Source organism: Sulfurospirillum sp. E15m (assembly GCF_059415145.1).
Genome location: NZ_JCAHZS010000012.1, coordinates 22,232 through 48,838, shown reverse-complemented (window position 1 = coordinate 48,838; position 26,607 = coordinate 22,232). Strand labels below are relative to the sequence as shown.

The following is a 26,607-nucleotide window of genomic DNA, read 5'->3' as shown; positions in this document are numbered from 1 at the left end:
CTATGCCTCCTTGATAACGCGTTGGCGTTTTGGAAAAAACGTGCGCACGATGATAAAAAAGAGTGGCACTAAGAAAATGGCTAACAATGTCGCACTCAGCGTTCCTCCCACAATTCCCGTACCGATAGAAACACGGCTGTTTGCTCCCGCGCCACTGGAAAGTGCCAGAGGCAGAACCCCTGCGATAAACGCAAACGAAGTCATCAAAATAGGTCGAAGTCTAAGCTTTGCTCCTTCTAGTGCCGATTCAAAAAGCGATTTGCCGTTGTTATACGCTGCCTCTGCAAACTCGACAATCAAAATGGCGTTTTTAGAAGAGAGCCCGATGGTTGTTAAAAGTGCCACTTGAAAATAGACATCGTTTTCCAACCCTCGAAGTGTGGCGGCAAGAACCGCACCAAATACGCCTAAAGGAATGACCAACAAAACGGAAAATGGAACCGTCCAGCTCTCATACAATGCCGCCAAACATAAAAAGACCACTAAAATAGACAAAGCGTAGAGTTTAGGCGTTTGATTGCTGGAAAGACGTTCTTGGTACGAAAGCCCGCCCCATGAAAACGTCGTTCCGGTTGGTAATGATTTTGCGATTTCTTCCATGGTGTCCATCGCAACGCCTGAGCTAACCCCAGATGCCGCCGCACCTTGAATCTCATACGAAGCCAAACCGTTGTAGCGGGTTAAAACCTGCGGACCGTACGACCACGAGATTGTCGCAAACGAGGAAAACGGTGTCATCGTTCCACTGCTGTTTTTGACATACCATTCATTTAAATCATCAGGTTGCGAGCGAAACGGCGCATCGCCTTGAACATAGACTTTTTTAACACGCCCACGGTCCACGAAATCATTCACGTAACTTCCCGCCCACGCGTAATTGAGCGTCGAGTCGATGTCGGTCAATGAAACGCCTAGGGCAAGAGCTTTTTGCTCATCTATATTGACTTTAAGTTGCGGTGTTTCCCCCAAACTTCCCAAACGAACCGAAGTAATTTTGGGCTCTTGTCTTGTTTTATCTAAAATCATCTCTCGAAAATTTGTCAGTGATTCACGGTTTGTATTGGCCAACGCTTGAAGCTCAAACGTAAAACCGTTGGTTTGACCAAGACCTCTAATCGCAGGAGGGTTGAGTGAAAAAATTTGGGCATCTCTGACACGAGAGAGCTTTTGTGTCGCACGTCTTGCAATCGCGCTGGCTGTATTCTCAGCCCCTTTACGCTCATCCCAATCTTTAAGCTCCACAAACGCCATACCCGCATTTTGTCCGCTTCCGCTAAAACTAAACCCTGAAATCGTAAAAATAACGGCAGTGTTGTTTTCTTCTTCCAAAAAGTAGTGTTCTATCTCTTTCGCCACAGCCACGCTTCGCTTAAACGATGCACCCTCAGGCAAGCTAAATTGCACCATGCTGTTGCCTTGGTCTTCATTGGGTAAAAAGCCTGTTGGCATTCGTACGATAAGTAATGCCATGACCGCGGTAATGATGCCATACAACAACAACCATCGCAAGCGCTTTTTAAGCACCTCAGAAACCCTAAATTGGTAACGCCCAATCAAATAATCAAACGCTCTATTAAACCACCCAAACGCCCCTGTATGACTCTCTTCTATTGGTTTTAAAATCGCCGCACACAGTGCTGGTGTCAATGTCAAAGCGACAATAACAGAAAGGACCATCGACGCGACAATCGTAATCGAAAATTGCCTGTAAATAACGCCCGTTGAACCGTTGAAAAACGCCATCGGTAAGAAAACTGCCGATAACACCGTAGCGATACCAATCAACGCACTGGTAATCTCTTTCATCGACTTTTCCGTTGCTTCCATGGCTCCCAGTTTCTCTTCGCGCATAATACGCTCGACATTTTCGACAACGACAATGGCATCATCGACCAGTAAGCCGATGGAAAGAACCAAACCAAACATCGTTAGGGTATTTATAGAGTAACCAAAGACTTCTAAAACACCAAAGGTTCCGAGCAAAACAACGGGAACGGCAATCGCAGGAATCAAGGTTGCGCGCCAATTTTGTAAAAAGACAAACATGACGACAACGACAAGGGCTATTGCTTCAAACAATGTTTTAACCACCTCTTCAATCGAAATACGAATGAATTTCGTACTGTCTCTTGGATAAGCGACTTTATACCCTTCTGGCATCGTCGGTGCTAATTTTGCGAGCGATTCTTTGACCCTATCTGCCGTCGCCAAAGCGTTAGCGCCCGATGATAAAGATATCGCAAGACCAGAAGCTGGATGACCATTTAAGCGGGTAACATTGTTATAGCTCTCCGAGCCAATCTCAACACGGGCAACATCGCTTAAACGTACCAACGAGCCATTGGCATCGGATTTGACGATAATATTAGAGAACTGCTCTGGTGTTTGCAATTGTGATTTTGCAGTGACCGTTGCATTGAGTTGTTGCTCACCTAAACTCGGAAGTGCTCCAATACTACCGGCAGAGACTTGCACGTTTTGAGCACTAATGGCGCTACTAACATCGGAGGGCATCAACGTGTAAGCGACCAATTTTTGAGGGTCAAGCCAAATGCGCATCGCATACTGTGCACCAAAGACTTGAATATTCCCTACCCCCTCAAGTCTGGCTAAAGGGTCTTGAATACTGCTTGCTAGATAATCGGAAATATCCACCGCATTGCTTTTATCCAAAGAGTCGTAAATGGCAACCACCAATAAGGTATCGGTTTGTGCTTTTGTGACGCGCACACCTTCATTTTGCACCGATTTTGGCAAACGTGTCGTAATCTGCGCGACTTTATTTTGGACTTGCACTTGCGCAATATCTGGGTCGGTTCCTTGTTGGAACATCACTTGTATCTGCGCCGAACCTGAGGAACTACTGCTGGAAGTAAAATAGAGGAGTCCATCCAAACCCGTGAGTTGTTGCTCAATAATTTGCGTAACGCTGTTTTCAACGGTTTGCGCTGAGGCTCCCGTATAGGTTGTATCAATACGAATCGTTGGTGGCGCAACATCAGGATATTGCTCAACGGGTAACGTCATAATAGAACCCAACCCGACCAACATAATGACCAAGGAGATAACCCATGCAAAGATAGGTCGATGAATAAAAAAGTGGGCGATCATTTTTGGTTATCCAATTGTGCGGAAATATCTGTCGTTTTCACTTTTGAACCGCTTCGTACTTTATCGGTTCCTTCAACAACCACGTGGTCGCCTATGTGAACACCTGAAGTTACCAACCAACGGTCCTTGATGGCTCTATCAATGATAACCGTACGTTTAGAAACACTGTTATTGCTATCGACAACATAAACGGATGCATTGCCTTTCGTATCGCGAAGGACTCCTTGTTGCGGTATCAGCAGAGCATCGCTTGCAATGGCTTCATCGATGGTTGTTCGAACATACATTCCAGGCAGTAACGTTCCCTCCGGATTGGGAAACGTTGCGCGAAGCGTGACAGAGCCGGTGCTCTCATCCACGGCAATCTCTTGAAATTGCAAAACTCCTTTATGCGCATACAGTGTTCCATCTTCTAACTTTAACGCTACCTCTTTGCTCCCTGCTTTCATTCCTGATTGCGATAAGAGTTGGCGAAGTTTTAAGAGTTGTGTACTTGATTGGACGATATCCACATAAATGGGATCAAGCGTTCGAATCGTTGCTAAAGCGGTGGTTTGGCTAGCAGTCACTAACGTACCCGCAGTCACACTAGAAGTACCGATGCGTCCACTGATGGGAGCTTTAATCTTCGTATGTTCCAAATCAATTTGAGCGCTTTTAAGGGCTGCTCGTTTCTCTTCGACACTGGCGAGGGCTTGCAAATACGCGACTTTAGCATCTTCGGCATCTTGCTTGGAGACACCATTAACGCTGATTAAATCGTTGTAGCGTTCACTTTTCAAACGTGCAGTTTCCACGGCAACTTCAGCATTTTTGAGTGTAGCAAGGGCTTCATCAACGCTGGCTTGATAACTGGATGGATCAATCTGATACAAGACATCACCTTTTTTGACCAAACTGCCCTCTTCAAAAAGCCTTCCTTGAATAATGCCGCTCACTTGAGGTCTTACCTCAGCACTCATCGTCGCTTTGGTGCGACCCGGCAGCTCTTTTTGAAGCGTGATAGACGTTTCTTTTAACGCATAGGTTCCTACATTGACTTCACGCAGTGCGGGTTTGGTTGTTTTATTGTCTTCCCACGCACAACCGCTCAATACTGCGGCAATCGTGATGATTGGAAGATAGATGCCCCATAGTTTCATCTTCATAGCCTTTACAATAATATATTGCTGAAATTGTACTCAACTTATGTTAATCAAATATTGCTACAATAGCGCTATCTTTAATATGTCAAAGGTTTAAGATGCTTTACGAATGGGAAGAAAAATATTCTTTAAAACATGAACGCATCGATTTACAGCACCAAGAGCTGTTCCGCCTTGCCAATGCGGTTCAAAGCCTGAATGCAGAAACGACGACCAAAGCGGAACTTTCAAAATTATTTAAAGAGTTTTTTGACTATATGGCACACCATTTTAAAGAAGAAGAAGCGTACATGCAAAGCATTGATTATCCGCTTTTTCCAAAACATCAAAAACTGCATGAAAGCATCATTGAAGGCATGACCAAGATTCTCAAAGAGAAAAAAAGCATCGAACAGGTTCAAGAAAGCATGAAATTCATTGTTAAAAAATGGCTGATTGAACACATTTTAGAAAATGATTTAAAAATTGAAAAATGGCGCAAAAGCATTAGCGTTGAAGAAGACGACCTCAAAACCCCTCATCTCTTAAATTAAATAGACGGTTTTACAACGGTAAAGCCAAACAACACCCAATCTTGCAAACCACCGCGATACCATAAAATCTTCTCTTGCGGATAACCGATTTTGAGTAATTTCTCAATCGCCAAATGGGACTGAACACACCACGCACCGTTACAAAAAATCAACGCTGTTTTTGCATGTGAAAAATCATAATGTCCCTCATTTGCTTTAAAATTTAAGAGTGTTTGTACTCTCTCAAAATCTTCAGGGATGGCCTCGTCGTACTCTATTTCATCAAAAGGTATATTGACACTTCCAGGAATCGTCATCTGCTCATACCAATCTTTTTTGCGTGCGTCCACTAAAATGTACTGGCTTGGCGTTACCATCATCTTATTTTTGATAAAATCCAACACTTCTATTTCCCCGACAGTGCGTATGCCAGGAGCAAGTTGCATGGGTTGCGCTTTGCCGACAACGGTGACAATACTTTTTTGGCACTCTTTGGGCACCGTGTTACCTGCGTAATTCCCACTAAAAATGTCTTCAGGCGTGATTTTGACATTGATACATGCTTTTGGAATTTCTCGCTCAATCAGCACTTCTTTGCCATCATGAAGCGTCTTGACACCTGTGAGTTGAAGAACCATCGGATTTTCAGCGGCTAAAAGCGCACTGGCTAGACCTAAAAAAAGATACAGACGCATCGGTTACTCCTTTTACATGTAAACTATTTATGTTATCTTAGTCGCCTATGAATTTAAAAGAGAAAAAGAAAATATGTTATACTTTTTTTCAAAGGAATAACCATGCTTGATCCACGCATCACAACATTTTTAAAAAAACACCATCTCTTAACGTTGGCGACTTCGTACGATAATGTGCCCTATTGCGCCAGTTGTTTTTATGCATTTATCCAAGACGAGGTAGCGTTCGTCATTGCTACCGATGAAAAAACGAGGCACGCGAAAGAGGCACTGCTAAACCAAACTGTTGCAGGGAGTGTTGCGTTAGAAACAAAGATTGTGGGGAAGATTCAAGGGGTTCAATTTTGTGGGCTTTTTCAAGAGGCTACCGAAGTACAAAGACACGCTTACTTCAAGCGCTTTCCTTACGCGTTGGCGATGAATCCAAAACTGTGGAGCATTGCTATCTCCTATCTTAAATTCACCGATAACACGCTTGGATTTGGAACCAAGCTAGAGTACACGCCCCAACACTAGTTCCAAAGCATTTCATGTAACGTTTATAGATTAAGCTCTTTTGTCGAACATGCCGCCGTAAAGACGACGTCGGTGGAGCTATTGAGCGCGGTTTCACAGGAGTCTTGAATGACACCGATTAAAAAGCCAATAGCTACGACTTGCATCGCAATTTCATCGCTGATACCAAAGAGTCCGCACGCTAAAGGAATCAGCAATAACGAACCTCCTGCCACGCCTGAAGCTCCTGCCGCAGCAAAACTTGCCACAAGGCTTAACAACAAGGCTGTTGGAACATCGACATGAATGCCTAGTGTATTAACCGTTGCTAAGGTTAAAATCGTAATTGTAATCGCCGCACCTGCCATATTGGTTGTCGCGCCTAAAGGAATTGAGATAGAATAGGTCTCTTCACTCAGCCCTAATTTTTTACACAATGCGATATTCACAGGAATATTAGCGGCTGAACTGCGCGTAAAGAATGCGGTAACACCACTCTCTTTCAAACAAGTAAAAATCAATGGATACGGATTGTGACGGCGTTTAAGATAGACAATCAAAGGATTGATGACTAATGCTATAAAGAGCATCGTACTCACTAAAAGCACAATTAATTTACCATAGCTTAACAGTACCGAAAAACCTGTTTGAGCAAATGTTTCAGCAACCAAGCCCAAAATACCAAATGGCGCTAAACGGATAATACCACGAACAATGCGTGTCATAGCATCACTCACGTCTTTCATCACTTGTTTCGTTTGATGGTTACTGTGATGCAATGCGAAACCAAGCGCGATTGCCCATGTTAGCACACCAATATAATTGCCTTTAACCAAAGCATTGATAGGGTTATCGACCATACTGATCACGAGCCCTTTTAACACGGTGATGATACTATCAGGAGGGGTCACACCCGCTTGTGCGCCGCTAGCTAACGTTAAAGTAACAGGGAAAGCAAAACTCACCACAACGGCTAAAAATGCCGATAAAAACGTACCAATCGCATACAGCTTGATAATCGGCTTGATGTCGGTTTTACCACCCACTTCTTTTGTTGCAATGGCCGTAGAGACCAACACCATAACCAAAAGCGGCGCAAATGCTTTTAAAGCACCGACGAACAATTTGCCCAAAATTGCTACTGCCGCTGCCGCTGTTGGAGACATGAGAGCAATTAAAATGCCCATCACCATACCAATGAGAATGAGCACAACTAAATTGCCTTCTCTATATTTTGTAACCAATCGATCCATAAAAACCCTTACCTTATATGAATTTTAATTTTTTACAATAAAAGATTGCATCATATAAAAAAAGTTCTTACTTCATCGTTAAATCGTCGCAAATGAGAAAGAGACTATTTTGGAAGTACCAGTTTTAACGCCTCATTGTCCATCACGCCAATCGTATTGGAAAGAATGTTTTGTGCAATGTGATGCGCCTCTTCTAAAGAGTGCATCGTGTAAGTGCCACATTGGTACACATTGAGTTCGGGAATATCGCTTTCGCTTTTTACATGTAAAACATCTTCCATCGCCGCTTTCCACGCTTTTGCCACTCTTTCAGGAGCAGGTGTGCCAATGAGACTCATGTAAAAACCGGTACGGCATCCCATCGGAGAGATGTCAATAATTTCAACACCGTTACCATTGAGATGGTTGCGCATAAATCCCGCAAAAAGATGTTCCATCGTATGAATACCACGTTCTGGTAAAATGTCGTGATTTGGTTTGCAAAAGCGAAGATCAAACACCGTGATGTCATCGCCTTTGGGTGTTTTCATATTTTTAGCGACTCTAACCGCAGGTGCAGGCATCTTGACATGATCTACACAAAAGCTATCGAGTAATGGCATAGGTTATCCTTTTTTGAAGCGATTATAGCAAAAAAAGTGTACAATAATTGGCCGATGAACATTTTACATGTAAAGGAAAAGCCTTGAAACGACTCCTCCTTATTGCAGCAATGATACTGCTTTCTTACACATTTGTTCACAGCCAAAACATTCTCAATATTGCCGCGGGTGTAGCCATTTTTCTCTTCGGTATGTTTTGCTTAGAAGATGGATTTCGCTCGTTTGCAGGTGGATTATTAGAGCGTATTTTAAAGACCTTTACTGATAAGGCTTATAAAAGTCTTCTCTTTGGTATTGTCACAACTACGCTGATGCAATCTAGCTCACTTATCTCTATTATCACCATCTCTTTTATCAGCGCGGGACTCATCAGTTTAGAGCAGAGTATCGGCATTATTTTTGGCGCCAATTTAGGCACAACAACAGGCGCTTGGCTGATTGCGGGATTGGGTCTTAAAGTCGATATCGCTACCTATGCCATGCCGATGCTTATTTTTGGCACAATGTTTCTCTTCCAAAACGATAAAAAAAGTAAAGGACTCGGTTATATTTTAACGGGGCTTGGATTTTTATTTTTGGGTATTGCTTATATGAAAGATGGTTTTGATGCCTTTAAAGCAAGTATCGACCTCACCCAATACGCTATCAGCGGATTTAGCGGTCTTTTGATTTTTACAGTGATTGGTATTGCCGCTACCGTTATTATGCAATCTTCGCATGCAACGTTGGTGTTAATTATCACTGCACTCTCCGCCTCACAAATCACTTATGAAAACGCCTTAGCCTTGGCGATAGGCTCAAATGTCGGAACGACCATCACCGCTGTTTTAGGAGCACTCACGGCTGATTTTGAAGGGAAAAAATTAGCGGCGGTGCATGTGGTTTTTAATGTCATCACCGCCATTATTGCGATTGTTTTGATGCCACAATTTATGCGTTTTGTAGACTTTTCAGCAAATTTTTTAGGTATTGCCCCTGAAAATTATATGTTAAAACTAGCACTGTTTCATACCTACTTTAATGCGCTTGGCGTTACGCTGTTTATTCCTTTTGTACCCGTATTGGTTCATGTGCTCAATCGCGTCTTTAAACCTGCCAAAACCGCTCTCAGTCTGAGGGATGATGTCTATTTTATCAACGATGCCGCCCTCGATTTTCCGACAACCGCGCATTCGGTGCTCATCAAAGAGACAAAACATCTTTACAATAATGCCTTTGAAATTATTGCAGAAGGGCTGAGTGTTACCAAAGAAGATATCACTTCAGGCATGGAAATTGATGATATTATCCATCTACGCAACAGCGCAATGCCTGTCAATATGGATGTCTATTATGAACACCGTATCAAAGATATTTATGGAAAAATCATCAGCTTTGCCATTATGGCACAAGGTAAATTTGGAGAAGAGAGCATTCGCGATATTATCCCCATCAAAAATGCCAATATCAGTATTGTCGAAGCGTTTAAAGCGGCTAAGCATATGCAAAAAAATATGGTGCGGTATATTGAATCCGATAATGAAGATATCAAAAATGAGTACAATCATATTCGCAAAAACCTCATTAAACAGCTACGAACCATGCAACTTATTTTTAACACCAGCGAAGAGGACGTAGCGGTTTTACTTCTAAGTAAACTCAAACTGGATGCGCAAAAATACGACATTGCAGCCAATAAATCGCTGGACAATCTCATTCGTACCAATAAAATCAGTTACTCGATGGCAACATCTTTGATGAACGACACAAGCTATGCGTTTACCATCGCGTCTGAGCTGAGCAAAGTTGCGCATGTTCTTTTTATTCATGAAGAAAAGGACCTTAAAGAAGGACGTGAAGCGCTCATTTTGAATGAAACAGAAGTGCATGATCTTACCAAGAGCAAAGGAGAAGGAAATGCCTAGTACAAAGTTAATGCGTAAAATCAAAGAGCTCTTTGGTATCAATACCCGTGAAGAGAATACCAAACAAACGATTAAAGAGCTGGTGAAAAAACTCAAACTCAGGCGTATCAGCCTTAAAAAAGAGCTCAAAGAGGAAAATGACCTTATTAAACGTGAAGCAATTCATGATAGTATTAAGATTATTAAAAAGCAAATCAAAAAAGGCAAAGAGATATTGGATGAAGTTTAGTTGTATTGTTGCAGTATTCTGCCTTGTATTTTTTTCAGGGTGCGTGAGTGAAAATCAAGATAAATTAGGAGAAGTGCTTCAATCAAAAGGAGCAACCGCTCTCAATCAAGACTATAAACGCATCATTGCAAACCTCATCACCTATAAAGAAAAGCTTGACCTACGCAATCCAAATGCATACAGTAAAACCAGTCGTGATTATATTATCAACGAAATGCGCACGTCTCAAAATACCATTCGTATGAAATTCAATGGAACATACCTCAAGACGTACGATGATTATTTAAGGGTGGCTTTTGATAAAAATCCAACTATTCCTGAACGAAATGATTTTCTTATCTTAGGTCTCTATAAGCTCATTTGGGAAAGCTATAGGATAGGAGAAGGTCATCAGATTACAACTCTTGTTTACGATCAAGCGGCATTTAAAAAACTCTACTATTACCTCGAAGTAATCAAGTGGAAAGTCAAAACGGCAAAAGACACCAATGGCAAATATCTTTTCTTAACGTGGCAAAACAACTGGCAAGTAGAGCTTCAAAACAAACTTCAAAGCGGACAAACGCTGTCTAAAGAACTTTTAGATTCCATTGTCTCGCTACAAACGCATAAAGAAACCTTGCTAAACCCGTCTAATTTTAACTTTGAAATACTCTTTAGCCAAATCATCTTTCATGTTAAAAATAGCGCCAGACTCATTGGCATTGAGCCTGTAGATATTGGCATAGAAGCGATGATTAGCGTAGTGTTGTTTTTATAGACGTTTTTTCAAAACGCTTATACGCCAAGTAGCAAAGCTCTTTGGCTACGTTGCACTTGGCTACTAAAGCTTGCCAACGGTGTTGGCAGAAGTTTTACATGTAAACGTTTTATGAAAATCTTGAAAGATAAAACTTGATCTCGCTCAATCTTTTCGGGCTTTTTTTTCACTATAATACGCCAAAATCAACGAGGAGTTATCAATGGAAATCAATAATGTTCAAATCTGCAATGTCTGCTTACGCACCAGTGAAGAGAGTGTTGGAGCTGTTTTTATTAAAGCAATGAAAAATGGTGAAGAGATTCATGTTTGTACAAGCTGTATCCCACATATCATTCATGGAAGTGGTGATGTTGTGAAATCAAATGCAGCGGTAGAAGCGGAATTTAGTCGTTAAGTCGAAGTTCGTTTAAAGTAAAAAAAAAGAGGAGAGACATGCTCTCCTCTTCAAAGTAAAGGCTTACGCCTCTACTTTCTCATCTGAGAAATCCGCTTTCGCGAGACGGTTTAACTGTCTCCATCTGCGTTGCGCATCTTTTTTATTGTGTTCAAACAATGCTTGCGCATGTTCTGGATTAGATTTTTTGAGTGACGCATAACGAACTTCATTCATCAAGAAGTCATCATACAATGACCAATCAGGCTCTTTTCCTGTAATCTTAACAGGATTTTGTCCTTCAGCTTCAAGACGTGGGTCATAGGTATAAATTGGCCAGTAACCACATTTTGTTGCAAGTTCACCTTGATTACCTGATTTTCCTAAACCGCCTTTGATACCATGAGCGATACATGGAGAATAAGCGATAATCAAAGATACACCAGGATATGCTTCTGCCGCTTCAAAGGCTTTAATCGTTTGTGCCGCAGATGCGTTAGAGTTGATTTGTGCTACAAAAACATTGCCGTATGTCATTGCGATGTAACCAAGGTCTTTTTTCTGACTTGGTTTTCCAGCCGCTGTAAATTGAGCGATAGAACCTGCACGAGACGATTTTGAACTTTGACCACCGGTATTTGAGTACACCTCAGTATCTAACACTAAGATATTAACATCTTCGCCGCTGGCAATAACATGATCCAAACCACCGTAACCAATATCGTAAGCCCAACCATCTCCACCGAAAATCCATTGAGATTTTTTAGAGATATATTGTTTAATACTTAAGATTGTCTCAGCGCCTGCGGCTGTTGGATTTGCTTCTAATAATGGCACAAGAAGATTACGAATTTCAGCAGATTTTGCTCTGTCATCTCTAAATTCTAACCAGTCTTTGTACAACGCAGCAATGGCATTTGGCGCTTTCTCAAGAGATTGCTCCATCACCATTTGAATACGATGACGAATGGTTTCATTAGCAACATGCATACCCAAACCAAACTCTGCATTATCTTCAAACAATGAGTTCGCCCATGCCGGACCAAAACCTTTATCATTTTTGCGGTACGGTGTTGAAGGCGCTGAACCACCATAAATAGAAGAACAACCTGTTGCATTGGCAATCATCATGCTATCGCCAAACAAACGTGTTGCAAGCGTAATGTATGGTGTTTCACCACAACCGGGGCATGCACCATGGAACTCAAACAGTGGCTGTGCAAATTGAGCACCTTTAACGCTGTTTTTCGCCAAGATATCATCTTTGTACGTTACTTTTTTGAAGAGGTAATCAGCATTTTCTTGCTCACCTGCTTCTAAGCTCTCTTCAAGTGGAACCATGACAAGTGATTTTTCTTTGGTTGGACACGCTTCAGCACAAAGGTCACAGCCTGTACAATCCAGTGAAGAAACTTGAATTTTGTATTTGAAATTTTTCTCTTTAAACTCTTTGCCTTTTGCATCAAGTGCATGTGCTTTAACACCTTCTGGTGCCGCAGCAAGTTCTGCATCATTAATCAAGAATGGTCTAATAACCGCGTGTGGACATACAAATGCACATTGGTTACATTGGATACAATTCTCTTCGATCCATTTTGGAACCATGACACCCACACCACGTTTTTCAAACTGTGTGGTTCCATGCTCAAACGTACCATCTTCATAGCCATTAAAAACAGAAACCGGTAAGCTATCGCCTTTTGCAGCATTCATTGGTTTCACAATCGCTTCGACAAATGGCGTACCTTTGTATTTAACCTCTGCTTGAACTTTTACGTCATCTTTAATGTTAGCCCATGCTGGATCAACATTGACTTTAATAAGACCACTCGCGCCAACATCAATCGCTTTATAGTTAAGCTCAACAATTTGCTCACCTTTTTTGTGATACGATTTGTACGCTTGTTTTTTCATGAATTCTTGCGCTTTTTCAAAATCAATAATTTCGGCAAGTTTGAAGAAAGCAGATTGCATAATGGTATTGCTACGATTACCTAGTCCAATATCGCGGGCAAGTTTTGTTGCGTTGATAATGTAGAAGTTTGCCTTACGCTCTGCTAAGATTCTTTTGACTTTATTTGGAATTTTTTGAACAGTCTCTTCTGCATCCCAGATAGAGTTGAGTAAGAATGTACCGCCTTCACGGATACCATCAACCACGTCATACAACTCTAAGTATGCCGCGACGGAACAGGCGACAAAGTGAGGATTGGAAACTAAATACGTTGAGCGAATAGGTTGTTTACCAAAGCGGAGGTGAGAACGTGTGAAACCACCTGATTTTTTGGAGTCATACGCAAAATATGCTTGCGCGTACATATCTGTTTCATCACCGATGATTTTAATTGAACTTTTGTTCGCACCAACAGTACCGTCCGCACCAAGACCATAGAATAAACACTCTTTTGTTGCAGGATCACCCAAACTGATTTTTTCTTTTACATCTAATGATTTAAACGTAACGTCATCAACGATACCTACCGTAAAATCATTTTTAGGAGCATCTAATTTGAGGTTCTCAAATACCGCTAACATTTGTGCAGGGTCAACGTCTTTTGAAGAAAGACCATAACGTCCACCTACGATAATTGGAGCATTTGCATGTCCGTAGAATGCGGCTCTCATATCAAGATACAATGGCTCGCCAATAGAGCCAGCTTCTTTGGTTCTATCTAAAACAGAGATTTTTTTGACTGATTCTGGCATAACGTCCATTAAATATTTGACACTAAATGGGCGGTAAAGATGTGGTGTAACAAGACCAACTTTTTCGCCTTTACCCATTAAATAATCAATCGTCTCTTTTAAACACTCTGTCACTGAACCCATCGCAACAACGACACGATCTGCATCTTTTGCGCCATAGTAGGTAAAAGGTTTATATTCACGACCTGTCTCTTTTGAGATTTCAGCCATATAATGCGCTACGATATCAGGCAATGCGTCATAAAATTTGTTTTGTGCTTCTCTGCCTTGGAAATAGATATCATCATTTTGAGCCGTACCTCTGGTTTTTGGAGCTTCAGGGTTAAGCGCTTCATCACGGAAACGTTGAACGGCTTGTTTGTCTAAAAGTCTATCAAATACTGCATAGTCCATCACTTCAATTTTTTGAATTTCATGCGATGTTCTAAAGCCATCAAAAAAATGTAAGAATGGAACACGTCCTTTAATTGCCGCTAAGTGAGCAACACCTGCTAAATCCATAACTTGCTGAACAGAACCAGAAGAAAGCATTGCATAACCGGTTTGACGTGCAGCATAAATATCTTGATGGTCACCGAAAATAGAAAGTGCATGGGTTGCTAAAGTACGGGCACTTACATGAATTACACTCGGTAACAACTCACCTGCCATTTTATACATATTTGGGATTTTAAGTAACAAACCTTGTGAAGCGGTATAAGTCGTTGTAAGAGCTCCTGCTTGAAGTGAGCCGTGAACAGTACCAGCAGCACCACCTTCACTTTGCATCTCAACAACTTTTACAGGCATTCCAAATAAATTTTTCTTACCTTGTGCAGCCCAGATATCTGTAAAATCTGCCATTGGTGAAGAAGGTGTAATTGGATAAATACCAGCAACTTCGGTAAACGCATACGATGCATATGCAGCAGCTTCGTTACCATCCATAGTTTTCATGACTTTAGCCATTAAATTCCCCTTAGTTAATGTTTTCATTTATTCGTTTTAACCATGCGTCTAACCGATGATTATCTCATTCTACTTGGCATTCTCTTAATAACTCATAAATGAAACTAAAGCCTCGATGATTTAATAAAAGTTTAACCAAGCCCTACGCAAAATGATAGTCTAAAAATATGATAAAGATATAACAAATCTATTTATCTTGTGCAATTAATTTCACAGCATCCAGAGCATCGTGCACAATAAAAGAGGTATGTTTTTGCAAATCAAATTTGGTACTATAACCGCACAAAACGCCTATTCCTTGGACTCCAGCTTCTTTTGCGCAGATTAAATCCATCGGGGTATCACCAATCATCCATGTTTGCATGGGATCTGCATTGAGAGCAAAAAGTGCTTTTTGAATGGGTTCAGGATGTGGTTTGGGATGTGTTACATTTTCTCTCCCTATAAGCACTTTAAAGTGGTGCATCACCCCTAAATGCTCCATCAATTCTTCTGAGTAACGCGCTGTTTTTGTCGTCACAATTCCAAGCGTTGCAATTTTTGAAGCCTGCTTAATCGCCTCACTTGCTAGCGGTAAAAGGGTCGTTTTTTTGCGTGAAATGAGGCGGTAATGTTCTTTATAAGCCGCAACATAATCATTGGCTTCTAAGGCATCAATTCCCAGCATTGTAAACATCAAATCCAGCGGATGTCCTATCAATTTTTTGATGGCTTCATCATCGGGAATACTCTTTCCAAATGTTTCATACGCGACGCCAAAACTTTCTATGATCGCATCGGTTGAGTCGATCAGTGTTCCATCTAAATCAAATAAAATTGTCTTCATTTTCAGCCTTAATAGTCCTTTTACATGTAAAGGTATATTATAATCCTAACACCATTAAAAAGGAGATACATGCTAAAACAAACGCTGATTCTTTTAGTTCCACTTATGCTTAGTGCCGCTTGGCAAGATACACTGAACTCTGCCATAAGTGCGACAACGCAACAAACAAGTAATACAGGCTCCACAACATCACAAAGCAGTGCAACATCAGGGGTCAAAGAAGCGCTCAGTTTGGGAGCAAAGCAGGCGGTTTCATTGCTGGGAAAAGAGGATGGATTTTTAAGTAACAGTGCGGTCAAAATTCCATTGCCTACGTCTTTAAAACCCATTGCCAGTGCCGCAGAAAAATTGGGTGGAAAAAGTTATGTGGATGATTTTGTGAAAACAATGAATACAGCGGCCTCCAAAGCGGTGCCCAAAACAGCTTCTATCTTAAGTGATACCATTTCTGCGATGAGTGTTGAAGATGCAAAATCCATTGTCAGTGGTTCGAACACAGCGGCAACGGATTATTTCAAAAGCAAGGCTGGTACGAAATTACTCACAGCCATTATGCCCATTGTCAAAGAGAGCATAAATGACAATAAAGTCATGAGTTCGTATCAGAGTCTTAAAGGATTTGCCGGTGGAAGCAATGGCGCGACATCAGGACTTGCGAATAACGCTCTTATTGGACAAGCTTCATCCCTTGCCAAGGGTTTAGGTATGGGCGATGCGGTTCCTAATAGTGATGAGAGTATTGAAGATTATGTAGGAAGGAAAACATTGGATGGACTTTTTTATATGATTGCTGAGAAAGAAAAAGCGTTACGCAGTAATCCAATTGCCAGTGGAAGTAAAATTATTGCCGATGTCTTTGGAAAATAAATTAGGCTTCTACGTACCTGCCAAAGGTGGATGAGCAAATCTTATCCCCTTGGCATCAAATGCCAATTTAACATTTTCAATCATTTCAAATGTAACGGGGGCATAGTCTTCATTCTTAACCCACACGCGTATTACCAAACGAACACTAAAAGGCGCTAGTTCACTCACCGCTACTAAAGGCTCTGGGTCTAGGAGCACTTTTTCTGTACGTGAAATGACTTCGGACAAGGTTTCTTTTGCAAGACGTAAATCCTCTTCATACCCGATATTAAACGTAAGATCGATGCGCCTTGTCTCTTTAATCGAAAAATTAACTATCGTTTTACCAATCACGGCTGAATTAGGAATGATAATTTGTTTATTATCAGGGCTTCGCAACACAACGCTAAAAAGGTTAATCTCTTCAACCGTACCGTTTTCACCCGCAACTTGAACGGTATGTCCTATGCGAAAAGGGCGAAAGAAAATCAGTAAGATACCCGCTCCGACATTGGAGAGAGTTCCTTGAAGCGCTAAGCCAATGGCAAGACCTGCGGCACCTAAAACAGCAATAAACGATGTTGTATTGATACCAAGGTTACTCAGGGCAGCCAAAACAATAACAACCAGCAATCCGCCGTAAATAATGGTGTGAAAAAAACGCGTGATAGTTTCATCAATGTTTGATTTTTGCATCCCTCTAACAACGAGCGTTGTTAAAATGTGGGCGACTTTTTTACCAATAATGAAAATAAGCAAGGAGGCGACGAACTTCACCCCATAAAGGGTAATGAAATTCATCACAACTGCCCAGCTTAATTCCATCTAGAAATACTCTCTAACTATTTTTTAAAGACTGCATCAACTCTTCTGTTTTCAGCGCGTCCTGCTTCTGTATCGTTTGTTGCGATTGGTTTACTCTCACCAAATGCTTCCGTTGTTACTTTTGCACCAGGAACACCAAGTGTCGCCAATGATTTTGCAACTGCTTTTGCACGTTGGTCTGAAAGTTTCATGTTATAAGCGTCACTTCCTTTAGAGTCAGTATGACCTTCAAGAACAACACTATAACCTGGGTTTTGTTTCATAAAATCTGCTACTTTTTGGATTTCAGGCATAAATTCTGGTTTTACAGTTGATTTATCAAAATCAAATTTTACATGTAAACGAATTACTTTTGTACATCCATCAGCATCAACAACCGTACCTTTTGGTGTATTTGGACATTTGTCTTTGTCATCCGTTACGCCATCACCATCGCTATCTTTTGGAGCCATTTTCATCACTGGTGCTGGAGCAACAGGTGCTGGTTCCGCTTTTGCAACTACTGGAGCCGCTTTTTCGCCGAATGGAATACTAAAGCCTAGGCTATAAAATAAGTTGTTGTCACCGTGATCAAATTTAATTGCATGACGAACTTCTGCTTTAAGTGCAAAACGATCAGTCACCCAGTATTTTACACCACCACCGTATTGTGCAAACATGCTGTCTTTATTATCCAATTGCTCATTACTGACGTCTTCATAACCAATACCAACCAATGCATACAATGCTGTCTCTGGAGTCATTTTATACTCTTTAACCAAGTTACCATAGTAACGGTTAAAATCAGTATGGTCTGTTCTACCTGCTTTATAGTCAATGTTGTCTGATCTGTCATAACCAAGTTCGACTTGACTAAAGATACTATTGTCAAGGTTAATACCAAATCTTAGACCGTAAGTAAGTTGGTCTTTAAGGTCTAGATTACCTTCTGGTAAAACACCACCGATAGTTGGTGTAATCTCATAGTTGTAAGCTGTTGGTGTAGCAAACGCCAAAGTTGCAAGAGCGGCTAATGAAAACAATGTTTTTTTCATGATTTAATCCTTATTAAACTAATATTTCTAAGAGTTGAAGTGAATGCAAATTATAACATAAAATCACAAAAAAATCAGGGAATTGGCTTCTGCCAATCAATTAAATTATGCGTGATTCCTATAATAGAGCTTGAAACCGGTGTGATTTGCTTATTGACAGCGGTAATATCATTGGGAATGACTAAAAAAAGATAGGGATTATCCGCAACAATTTTGGCAAAAATCTTACGGTAAATAGCATCAAATTGACTCTGATCTACCGTCTTTTCCGCCTGTTTAATCAGTGTATCTACCTCATGATTCTCATAACCTATAAAGTTAAAGCCGCCTTTTCGCATCGATTCACTGTGCCAAATGCTGTATGCATCGGGTTTGATTGATAAAGACCACCCTAAAAGAACGGTTTCAAAATTGTGCGGTAAGATGACGGTATTGAGAAACGCTTGCCACTCCATGATACGCAATTTCATTACAATTCCCGCTTTTTGAAGTTGGTACTGAAGAATTTGGGCGGCATAACTTCCACTGCCATTGGCACTGGTACTTAAAACAAATTCTAAAGGATGAGTTTCATCATACCCTGCTTCTTTTAAGAGCGCTTTGGCTTTAGCAATATCTTGTTTGGGGGCTTTTACATCACTATTGAATGCTCCTGTTCCTGGTAAAAAAGGACCCGTACACACTTTTCCGTGCCCAAAGGATAAAATATCGACCAACTCTTGACGATTAATCGCCAAAGAGATAGCTTCACGAACACGAGGGTCTTTAAATTTTTCAGACTTTAAATTAAACCCTACGTACGAATAGCTAGAACCTGTTTCGTCATAAATGGTGTATTGCTTTTTAAAATCATCATTGATTTGTCGCTCTACTTGTAAAGGGCTTAGCGAGCCAACATCCAGTTTTCCCGACTTAAGCATTAAAAATTCAGAAGACCTATCGGGAAGATAGTGAAAAATCATCTCATCTAAATTGGGTTTGTGAATAAAATAATGCGGATTGGCTTTGAGGGTAATATCGTGTGAAATTTCAAAATGACTGAGGATATAAGGTCCCGTGCCAATGGGAGCTTGGTTAAACTTACTGGTCATCAAATCGGTCTCATTTTTTAAAAGATGCTCTGGCAAAATTTCCATCATCCACACTTCGAGCGCTTTGAAGTACGGATATTTGTATTTCACTTCCACCGTAAAATCATCCAACATTTTTACATGTAAAATATGCGTAAAGCTTGAAGAGTACGGTGTAAAAATCTTAGGAGATAAAATGGTGTTGTAAGTAAAAAGCACATCTTTAGCACTAAAAGGGACACCATCGCTCCATGTCACGTCATGCCTCAGTTCAAAAATGAGCGTGGTATCATCCACAAAGTGGTAGCTTTGCGCCAATTCTGGAATCACTTTGGCATTTTTATCATACGTGACCAATGAATTAAACATCCATTTGGCGACATCAGCGCTGGTTTTATCGGTGGAAAGGATAGGATTAAGCCGACTTGGATTGGCAGAAATCGCCAAGTGCAAGGTGCTTGCTATACTATTACATGTAAAAAAGAATAAGATTAAAAAGAGTGTTTTCATGCGAAAGATTATAACATATTCACTGCGAAGGAAGGCTAAGGCATCAAATAGTGTTTCTGAAAAATTGGGCATAAAAAAAGCTTCCAGACCGGGCAATCTGGAAGCTGATTTTTAAAATGGTTAAGTTCTACACAAAAAGGAGGTAATTGTCTTGGTAGTGAAAGTATAAACAAATAGTTTAAACGCTCTATTAATCTTTCGTAAACAAAAAGTTAATAAGACTTTTTTTATCTCTTTTATAGCATTTTACCTCTTGAAGTGTTAAGATAAGCACAAAATTTTACAAAATACGATAGACAAAAGGAAAAAAATGAACCTTAGTATCGCAACACCTGACGATATAGACGGCGTATTGGCACTGCATTCAAAATACCAAATAGATTCCATCTCTCCTGAAGATAAAAAAGACGGCTTTGTCACAACCTCCTTTACCAAAGCGCACCTTACACAACTCATTCAAGAAGAACAAGGCTTGTTTATCGCACAAAATGAGGGAAATGTTGTCGCGTATATTATGTGTGGGTCTTGGAAATTTTGCTCTATTTGGCCTATTTTCACTCAGATGATTGAAGACCTTCCCAATCTAAATTACCTGGGACAAACCATCACCACAGAAAACTCTTACCAATACGGACCGGTGTGCATTGATAAAAGCGTAAGAGGAAGCGGTGTTTTAGAAGCACTCTTTGAATTTGCGCGAGAAGAGATGCATAAACGCTATCCTATCTTGGTTACGTTTATCAACAAAGTGAACCAACGCTCTTTCAATGCACACTCAAGACTTGGACTTAAAGTCATTCAAGAGTTCTCATTTAATAACAATCACTACTATGAATTGGTCTATGACACCTCTAAACCATTAAGCACCAAATCATTTTAATAGGCAAATGCACTCCGCATTTGCCTATTAGGCTTAGCGTTTATAATAAGAGACCATCGTTGCTTTTGCAATCGCATTGGCATTGAGCATAAATCCTACTTGTGCTGCTGGAGTGTTTTGCGGTAAATCCAGTTTCTCCACACTCAAAGCATAAACGCTAAATACGTAACGGTGTGCTTTATCGCCCTTAGGAGGACATGCGCCACCAAATCCAGCGCTACCATAATCGGTTACACTTTGCACAATAGGCAAGGTACCTGTTGGGCTACTGCTTCCAAATCCACTGGGCAAAGCTTGCGTGGTGGCAGGAATATTAAAAACAACCCAGTGCCACCAACCACTTCCCGTGGGTGCATCAGGATCATAAACCGTTACAGCAAAACTTTTTGTCCCAGCAGGTGCATTCATCCAGTGCAATTCGGGTGAAATGTTTTTGCCATCGCATCCAAAGACAGAAGCCTCTTGCGTTTTCGTAAGTTGTCCTGCAAGATCATTACTTAAAAGCGTAAATTCCCCCGCAAAAAGAGCACTAAGCCCAACCGATACAAGAAGGCTCCCGACATAACCTAATTTCATTGACTCTCCTTTTACTGCTAAAATTTTAATCTATTTTACATGTAAACGGTTTTTTAGTGTTAGTCTGTAAGGTTTGATTTTTTATCTATGAAGTTTTTAGGTGTCTGCATATACTGCGCCTTAAAAAGACGTGTAAAGTGTGATTGACTTTTAAAACCTGCCCTAAAAGAGGCTTCTCCAATACTGAGTCCGCCTTTTTCAATTAAAAAACGTGTACGTTCCACGCGCTTTTTGAGTATCCATTGCATGGGCGAAGTTTGAAATACAGACTTAAACTCTGTTTTAAACGCACTCAAGCTTCTGCCACTATGCTTTGCGAATTCAGCGATACTCCACGGCTGGGTAAAAGACTCTTCCATAAACTCTTTCAGCACAATGCCTCTAGGAAGCAGCGTTTGAAAATAAGAAGCCAACGTGCAGCCCTCATTAGAGCCTAAAAGCAACAACAACAGTTCTTGCAATTTTAAAACCAAAAGCTTCTCAACAAAAGGCGGTTTGTGTTCAAGAAAAGGTAAAAGCGAAAGTGCCGTACTTTGTATCGAAGAAGTAAGCTCAATTTTGCAACAAGAAGAAGGTGTGGACGTTTTTACATGTAAAGGCATTTTCTCCAAAATAGGCGACAACCAACGTGAGATAACTTTCTCATCAAAAAAAATAAGCAAACACGCGTAATGTCCGCCTTCACACACTTCACTCATGACGTATTCACCACGCGATAAAAAGAAAGCTTCACCCGCATGCACTTCAATATCGCCGTTATGTGTATGCAGTGTTTTAGTCCCTTCTAAAATAATATTCAGAAGATTTTGCTCCATATACGCTTCTGCTTTATAATGATCACGGACAGAGAAATAACGCGCTACTACGACACCTTGCACTTCAAGCAGATGCTCTTTATAATTTTTTTTAATATATTCAAGCACATGAATAGACATCTGTATTTCCTGTTCATTAACTCTATTTAGCTACAATCTTAGCATGATACTTCTTTAAGGAGAAGAAAAAATGACACAAAATTTTTCACGCTGCGGTTGGCTCAAACTGAATGACCCTACTTACGTGGCATACCATGATGAGGAGTGGGGAAAGCCTCTGCATGATGATAGAGCGCTGTTTGAACTTTTCTGCCTTGAGACGCAATCTGCGGGACTGAGCTGGCTCACGGTCCTTAAAAAACGAGAAGGTTATCGCCATGCCTTTTCAAACTTCGTTCTTGAAAAAGTTGCTCATTTAGGCGAAATGGATGTTGAACGTATTTTAGAAGAAGGCGAAGTCATCAAAAGTCGCCCAAAAATCGAAGCCATTATTGCCAATGCGAAACTCTTTCAAGCCATCATCCGAGAATTTGGCTCCCTTGACGCCTATTTTTGGAATTATGTGAATGGCAAAACGATTATCAACGATGTACCCAATTATAAAACCGCCGCTTGCACGTCAAGTATTTCAGATGCCTTGACCAAAGATTTAAAAAAAAGAGGCTTCAAATTTGTCGGTTCTACAACCATCTACGCATTTATGCAGGCGTGTGGCATGGTGAACGACCACGAAAACAGCTGTGGATGCAAATGAAATGACCTTTGAAATTTTACATCATTATTGCATGGGGCATATGGGTGCGGTTAAAGAGTACCCCTTTGATGAGACAACCGCCGTCTATAAGGTCGGCAATAAAATTTTTGCACTCATCGATGAAGCAAGCAATGCCCCTCGCATCAATTTAAAGTGTGACCCCTATTATGCACGTGAACTTCGTGAAATGTACACCTATGTCATTGCGGGGTATCATATGAACAAAAAACATTGGAATACAATTATCTGCGATGAGGAAGATGAAGTCGATGAGGCTTTGCTCTTTGAATGGATAGATGACTCATATGACCTTGTTTTTGCTTCTCTTTCAAAAAAAATGCAATCGTTTATTCGCAATTTATAATAGGAGCTTTCGTGTTTATTATCTCTTTGACCTATCAAAAACCTCTCTCTGAAGTAGAGGCACATCTCAATGCGCATATTGAATTTTTAAAAACCTATTATGAACAAGGTGTTTTTTTAGCTTCAGGCCGTAAAGTACCACGCGATGGAGGCATTATCTTAGCAATTGCTAGTACAAAAGACGATATTGAGACGATTCTCACTCATGACCCATTTAAAATGCATGGCGTAGCAACGTATGAGATTACTGAATTTACACCAACAATGACGGCAGCAGAACTTGCTTTTTTAACGCACCGCTAAAGCCTTGCACACGGAGAAACATCGCTCACTTACGTGTTTGATTGCATCATTATCACGTGGTTTTGCATTTACATATAAAAACACCTTGTACAGTATTAGGCAATAATTTTGCATAAATTATCTATCGCTTTTTTGACAAAAAGACTTATAATGTAATACTAACTCATTCACAAGGAGATACGAGGATGACAGATTTTACCTACCATAATCCCACAAAAATAGAATTCGGAAAAGAGAAAGAGAAACATATCGGCGAAGCAATGAAGCATGATGGCTTCACAAAAATTTTACTTTGTTATGGAAGCGAGCGCATTAAACAAGACGGTTTATACGACACGATAACCGCTTCGCTCAAAGAAAACGGCATTGACTGGGTGGAACTTTGCGGCATCGTTAGCAATCCAAAGCTCTCCAAAGTCAAAGAGGGCATTAAACTCGCTAAAAAAGAGAATGTCCAAGCCATCTTGGCTATCGGCGGCGGTTCGGTACTCGATAGCGCCAAAACGATTGCCGTAGGCACTTTATGCAAAAACGACGTTTGGGACTTTTTTATCGGTAAAGCCGATATTCAAAGCGCTCTGCCCGTTTATGCCGTCATGACCCTAGCAGCCACTGGAAGCGAAATGAATGGCTTTGCAGTCGTCACCAACGAAGAGACGAAGCAAAAATTTTCGATTCGCTCCGAGTACATCTATCCGCGTCTTTCCATTCTCAACCCTACCCTCACCCAAAGCGTCCCCAACGACTATTTGGCGTATTCAGCGGTAGATATTATCGCGCATGTCATTGAAGGGTATTTTACGGCAAGCCATCAGCCGCATTTTCAATCACGTATGGTCGAGACCATCGTCAAAACGGTGATGGAGACGACTGAAATTTTGCTCAAAAAACCAAAAGATTATGAGGCAAGAGCTGAATTTATGTGGGCGGCAACGCAAGCACTCAACGGTTCAACCACCGCCGGTACCAATGCAACGCGTTTTCCAAACCATATGATCGAACACTCCTTATCCGCACTCTTTAACATCGCGCACGGTGCGGGACTTGCTATTATTATTCCGGCATGGATGCAGTGGTATAAAAAACACAACAAGGCGCAATTCAAACGTTTTGCCGATGAAATTTTCAAGAAAGAGAGTGCCAAAGAAGGCATTGAAGCGTTAAAAGCGTGGTTTGAGAAAATAGGTGCACCTGTGAGTTTAAAACAAGCAAACATTGGTAAAAGCGACATTCCCACCATCGCCAAAAACGCCGCGCAAACGGCCATCTTTTGGGGCATGGACGATGAATACACTCAAGAAACAATCGAAGAAATTTTACACAACGCATAAAAGGGGTTTTTACCCCTTTGACTTCCAAAATGCCTCGGCTAAATCAAGCTCTTCTTCGCTAAAAACGACAATGCCATTTTCTTGTAAAAGTTTACATGTAAGACCGTCGCCTTTAACATTCGTATGCGTAAAACTTCCGTCGTAAACGATGCCTTTGCCGCACGATGGGCTTCTGGCTTTTAAAATCGCCATGCAAACGCCCTCTTCTTCTGCGATGCGGAGGCTTTCCTTAGCGCCTTTTTCAAACGCCTGTGTCACGTCTTCGCCCATTTGCGTGAGTACGCGTTGTATGCCTTGGACAATTTCACAAGGCGTTCGAGGCGTTGAAAGTCCACCTAACACTTCGGGACAAAGAGGAACCAAAAGCCCCTCTTGCTTCCACTGCTCTACTACCTTTACATGCAAGGCGTTATTGCCGCCGTCGTATTTGACGTTTTCGCCGATTAAACAGGCACTGATGAGAATTTTTCGCTTCATTATCCAATGATAGCTGAGACGATCTCTTTGGCTTTTTTCTTCGCTGCTTCCACCTCATCGAGCACCAACGCCACCGCCATACGACGCCCCACATGGCTCACGGGTTTTCCAAAAACACGCACGAACGAGTTCTTGCTAAATGCACTTTCAGGGATGCTTAATGTGGGTAAATGCTCTTCTTGAAGGCTTTTAAATGCTCCACTTGCACCTGCGCCGTAAAAGGTAAAATCAAGCGGTAAGCCAAGAACGGCTCTGACATGTAAGGCAAATTCACTCTGAGATTGGGTGATGAGCGTGACCATTCCCGTATCGTGTGGGCGGGGGCTAAGCTCAGAAAAATAGACCTCATCGTTTTTCACGAAAAACTCGACGCCGAAAAGCCCTCTTCCGCCTAAACCGTCGGTGACCGTTTTTGCCATAACTTGAGCTTTGGTAAGCACTTCAGGCTTCATGGGCACTGGCTGCCAGCTCAAAACGTAATCGCCGTTTTCTTGAATATGCCCTATCGGTTCGCAAAAGACGGTCTCTTTACCGTTGCGAACGGTTAAAAGCGTGATTTCGTAGTCAAATTTGACAAACTCTTCGACAATCAACTCGCTTGCGTCGCCTCTAGCTTCTTTGGCGATTTCCCACGATTTTTGAATGTCCGCCTCGCTTCTAATCACGCTTTGACCATGACCTGAGGAGCTCATAACGGGTTTTACGACACAAGGAATGCCTAAAACTTTCGTCGCATTTTGCAACTCTTCAAGCGTTTTGACAAAAAGATAGTTGCTCGTTTTTAGCCCTAATTTTTCGGCGGCAAACTCGCGAATGTTTTTACGGTTCATCGTCTTTTTCACCGCATCCGCATTGGGGATGACGCAATATCCCTCTTTTTCTGCTTCAATCAATGCATCAATGCTCAACGCTTCAATCTCTGGCAAAATGTAGGTCGGTTTTTCACGGCGGATCACCTCCAGCAAATCGTCTTTGTTTTTCATATTGATGACGTAGCTTTTATTAGCAACCAGATGTGCCGGAGCATTAGGATATGAATCGACGGCAATGGTCTCGATGCCTAAACGAGAGGCTTCGATAACGACTTCTTTACCGAGTTCGCCGCTTCCGACGAGCATAATTTTTGTACTGTTACTTTTAAGGGGAGTGGTGAAATGCATGGCTTCCTCTTTGTGTTAGTTTTGAACTATTTTACACAAAAGTGCTTTAAGACAAAGGTACTACATTGTTTTTTAGTATCTCTTGAGATAATTTTTACAAA

At 41.2% G+C, this 26,607-nt stretch carries 26 protein-coding genes; 12 read left to right on the top strand and 14 right to left on the bottom strand.

All coding sequences use genetic code 11. The features are described 5' to 3' along the window. On the bottom strand, positions 1-3,111 hold the full coding sequence (locus AC5SLP_RS13890; RefSeq protein ID WP_495255760.1) for an efflux RND transporter permease subunit: 3,111 nt from the start codon (positions 3,109-3,111) through the stop codon (positions 1-3). Next, a complete protein-coding gene (locus tag AC5SLP_RS13885) occupies positions 3,108-4,253 on the bottom strand; it encodes an efflux RND transporter periplasmic adaptor subunit (protein ID WP_495255759.1) in 1,146 nt (381 codons plus the stop codon). Before AC5SLP_RS13885 ends, AC5SLP_RS13890 begins: the two co-directional genes overlap by 4 nt. Positions 4,254-4,354: 101 nt before the next feature. Between AC5SLP_RS13885 and AC5SLP_RS13880 the strand changes: the two genes are divergently transcribed. After that, the gene (locus AC5SLP_RS13880) at positions 4,355-4,789 is read left to right on the top strand and encodes a bacteriohemerythrin (RefSeq protein WP_495255758.1); all 435 of its coding nucleotides are present in this window, start codon (positions 4,355-4,357) and stop codon (positions 4,787-4,789) included. On the opposite strand, the gene AC5SLP_RS13875 is transcribed toward AC5SLP_RS13880, so the two are convergent. After that, positions 4,786-5,463, bottom strand: a complete 678-nt coding sequence (locus AC5SLP_RS13875) for a rhodanese-like domain-containing protein (protein WP_495255757.1) — start codon at positions 5,461-5,463, stop codon at positions 4,786-4,788. The two genes, AC5SLP_RS13880 and AC5SLP_RS13875, sit on opposite strands and share 4 nt — an antisense overlap. Before the next feature lie 102 nt (positions 5,464-5,565). Here AC5SLP_RS13875 and AC5SLP_RS13870 point away from each other — a divergent pair, with 102 nt between their 5' ends. After that, positions 5,566-5,979, top strand: a complete 414-nt coding sequence (locus AC5SLP_RS13870; RefSeq protein WP_495255756.1) for a hypothetical protein — start codon at positions 5,566-5,568, stop codon at positions 5,977-5,979. Between the two features lie 23 nt (positions 5,980-6,002). Here AC5SLP_RS13870 and sstT read toward each other — a convergent pair whose 3' ends face one another. Together sstT and luxS are read right to left on the bottom strand one after the other, a co-directional pair. Further along, entirely contained in the window at positions 6,003-7,211 is a 1,209-nt protein-coding gene (gene sstT / locus AC5SLP_RS13865; protein WP_495255755.1) for a serine/threonine transporter SstT, read from the bottom strand. Positions 7,212-7,315: 104 nt separating this feature from the next. Next, positions 7,316-7,813, bottom strand: coding sequence for an S-ribosylhomocysteine lyase (gene luxS, locus AC5SLP_RS13860; RefSeq protein ID WP_495255754.1), 498 nt, complete (start codon positions 7,811-7,813; stop codon positions 7,316-7,318). Positions 7,814-7,896: 83 nt separating this feature from the next. On the opposite strand from luxS, the gene AC5SLP_RS13855 reads away from it, so the two are divergent. From AC5SLP_RS13855 to AC5SLP_RS13840, 4 genes are all read left to right on the top strand, one after another. Next, positions 7,897-9,717, top strand: coding sequence for a Na/Pi cotransporter family protein (locus AC5SLP_RS13855; protein ID WP_495255753.1), 1,821 nt, complete (start codon positions 7,897-7,899; stop codon positions 9,715-9,717). Next, positions 9,710-9,946, top strand: coding sequence for a hypothetical protein (locus AC5SLP_RS13850; protein ID WP_495255752.1), 237 nt, complete (start codon positions 9,710-9,712; stop codon positions 9,944-9,946). The genes AC5SLP_RS13855 and AC5SLP_RS13850 overlap by 8 nt, the downstream gene beginning before the upstream one ends. Next, complete coding sequence (locus AC5SLP_RS13845; protein WP_495255751.1) at positions 9,936-10,706, top strand: hypothetical protein; 771 nt, start codon at positions 9,936-9,938, stop codon at positions 10,704-10,706. The genes AC5SLP_RS13850 and AC5SLP_RS13845 overlap by 11 nt, the downstream gene beginning before the upstream one ends. A gap of 202 nt (positions 10,707-10,908) precedes the next feature. Further along, positions 10,909-11,103: a hypothetical protein gene (locus AC5SLP_RS13840; RefSeq protein ID WP_495255750.1), complete on the top strand. Its 195-nt coding sequence runs from the start codon at positions 10,909-10,911 to the stop codon at positions 11,101-11,103. Positions 11,104-11,166: 63 nt separating this feature from the next. On the opposite strand, the gene nifJ is transcribed toward AC5SLP_RS13840, so the two are convergent. Then, complete coding sequence (gene nifJ, locus AC5SLP_RS13835; protein WP_495255749.1) at positions 11,167-14,736, bottom strand: pyruvate:ferredoxin (flavodoxin) oxidoreductase; 3,570 nt, start codon at positions 14,734-14,736, stop codon at positions 11,167-11,169. Between the two features lie 187 nt (positions 14,737-14,923). Continuing rightward, positions 14,924-15,562 (bottom strand): HAD family hydrolase, encoded by a 639-nt coding sequence (locus tag AC5SLP_RS13830; protein WP_495255748.1) that lies wholly within the window; start codon positions 15,560-15,562, stop codon positions 14,924-14,926. 69 nt (positions 15,563-15,631) lie between these two features. On the opposite strand from AC5SLP_RS13830, the gene AC5SLP_RS13825 reads away from it, so the two are divergent. Beyond that, positions 15,632-16,429 (top strand): DUF4197 domain-containing protein, encoded by a 798-nt coding sequence (locus tag AC5SLP_RS13825; protein ID WP_495255747.1) that lies wholly within the window; start codon positions 15,632-15,634, stop codon positions 16,427-16,429. Between the two features lie 9 nt (positions 16,430-16,438). Here AC5SLP_RS13825 and AC5SLP_RS13820 read toward each other — a convergent pair whose 3' ends face one another. From AC5SLP_RS13820 to AC5SLP_RS13810, 3 genes are all read right to left on the bottom strand, one after another. After that, positions 16,439-17,233, bottom strand: coding sequence for a mechanosensitive ion channel family protein (locus tag AC5SLP_RS13820; RefSeq protein ID WP_495255746.1), 795 nt, complete (start codon positions 17,231-17,233; stop codon positions 16,439-16,441). 17 nt (positions 17,234-17,250) lie between these two features. Continuing rightward, positions 17,251-18,267, bottom strand: a complete 1,017-nt coding sequence (locus tag AC5SLP_RS13815; protein ID WP_495255745.1) for an OmpA family protein — start codon at positions 18,265-18,267, stop codon at positions 17,251-17,253. A gap of 74 nt (positions 18,268-18,341) precedes the next feature. Continuing rightward, positions 18,342-19,919, bottom strand: coding sequence for a peptide-binding protein (locus AC5SLP_RS13810; RefSeq protein WP_495255744.1), 1,578 nt, complete (start codon positions 19,917-19,919; stop codon positions 18,342-18,344). Positions 19,920-20,157: 238 nt separating this feature from the next. Between AC5SLP_RS13810 and AC5SLP_RS13805 the strand changes: the two genes are divergently transcribed. After that, entirely contained in the window at positions 20,158-20,727 is a 570-nt protein-coding gene (locus AC5SLP_RS13805) for a GNAT family N-acetyltransferase (RefSeq protein ID WP_495255743.1), read from the top strand. A gap of 33 nt (positions 20,728-20,760) precedes the next feature. Here AC5SLP_RS13805 and AC5SLP_RS13800 read toward each other — a convergent pair whose 3' ends face one another. Both AC5SLP_RS13800 and AC5SLP_RS13795 read right to left on the bottom strand, forming a co-directional pair. After that, complete coding sequence (locus AC5SLP_RS13800) at positions 20,761-21,303, bottom strand: YbhB/YbcL family Raf kinase inhibitor-like protein (protein ID WP_495255742.1); 543 nt, start codon at positions 21,301-21,303, stop codon at positions 20,761-20,763. 59 nt (positions 21,304-21,362) lie between these two features. Then, positions 21,363-22,238 carry an AraC family transcriptional regulator gene (locus AC5SLP_RS13795; protein ID WP_495255741.1) on the bottom strand — a complete coding sequence of 292 codons (876 nt, stop codon included), beginning with the start codon at positions 22,236-22,238 and terminating at the stop codon, positions 21,363-21,365. Between the two features lie 70 nt (positions 22,239-22,308). On the opposite strand from AC5SLP_RS13795, the gene AC5SLP_RS13790 reads away from it, so the two are divergent. From AC5SLP_RS13790 to AC5SLP_RS13775, 4 genes are all read left to right on the top strand, one after another. Continuing rightward, positions 22,309-22,872, top strand: a complete 564-nt coding sequence (locus AC5SLP_RS13790; protein WP_495255740.1) for a DNA-3-methyladenine glycosylase I — start codon at positions 22,309-22,311, stop codon at positions 22,870-22,872. 1 nt (position 22,873) lies between these two features. Continuing rightward, the gene (locus AC5SLP_RS13785) at positions 22,874-23,236 is read left to right on the top strand and encodes an MmcQ/YjbR family DNA-binding protein (RefSeq protein ID WP_495255739.1); all 363 of its coding nucleotides are present in this window, start codon (positions 22,874-22,876) and stop codon (positions 23,234-23,236) included. A gap of 11 nt (positions 23,237-23,247) precedes the next feature. Next, complete coding sequence (locus AC5SLP_RS13780) at positions 23,248-23,538, top strand: YciI family protein (RefSeq protein WP_495255738.1); 291 nt, start codon at positions 23,248-23,250, stop codon at positions 23,536-23,538. A gap of 185 nt (positions 23,539-23,723) precedes the next feature. Continuing rightward, a complete protein-coding gene (locus tag AC5SLP_RS13775) occupies positions 23,724-24,869 on the top strand; it encodes an iron-containing alcohol dehydrogenase (RefSeq protein WP_495255737.1) in 1,146 nt (381 codons plus the stop codon). Between the two features lie 9 nt (positions 24,870-24,878). Here AC5SLP_RS13775 and AC5SLP_RS13770 read toward each other — a convergent pair whose 3' ends face one another. Then, complete coding sequence (locus tag AC5SLP_RS13770) at positions 24,879-25,346, bottom strand: 2-thiouracil desulfurase family protein (RefSeq protein ID WP_495255736.1); 468 nt, start codon at positions 25,344-25,346, stop codon at positions 24,879-24,881. Further along, the gene (gene purT, locus AC5SLP_RS13765; protein ID WP_495255735.1) at positions 25,346-26,506 is read right to left on the bottom strand and encodes a formate-dependent phosphoribosylglycinamide formyltransferase; all 1,161 of its coding nucleotides are present in this window, start codon (positions 26,504-26,506) and stop codon (positions 25,346-25,348) included. Before purT ends, AC5SLP_RS13770 begins: the two co-directional genes overlap by 1 nt. Between the last annotated feature and the right edge of the window lie 101 nt (positions 26,507-26,607).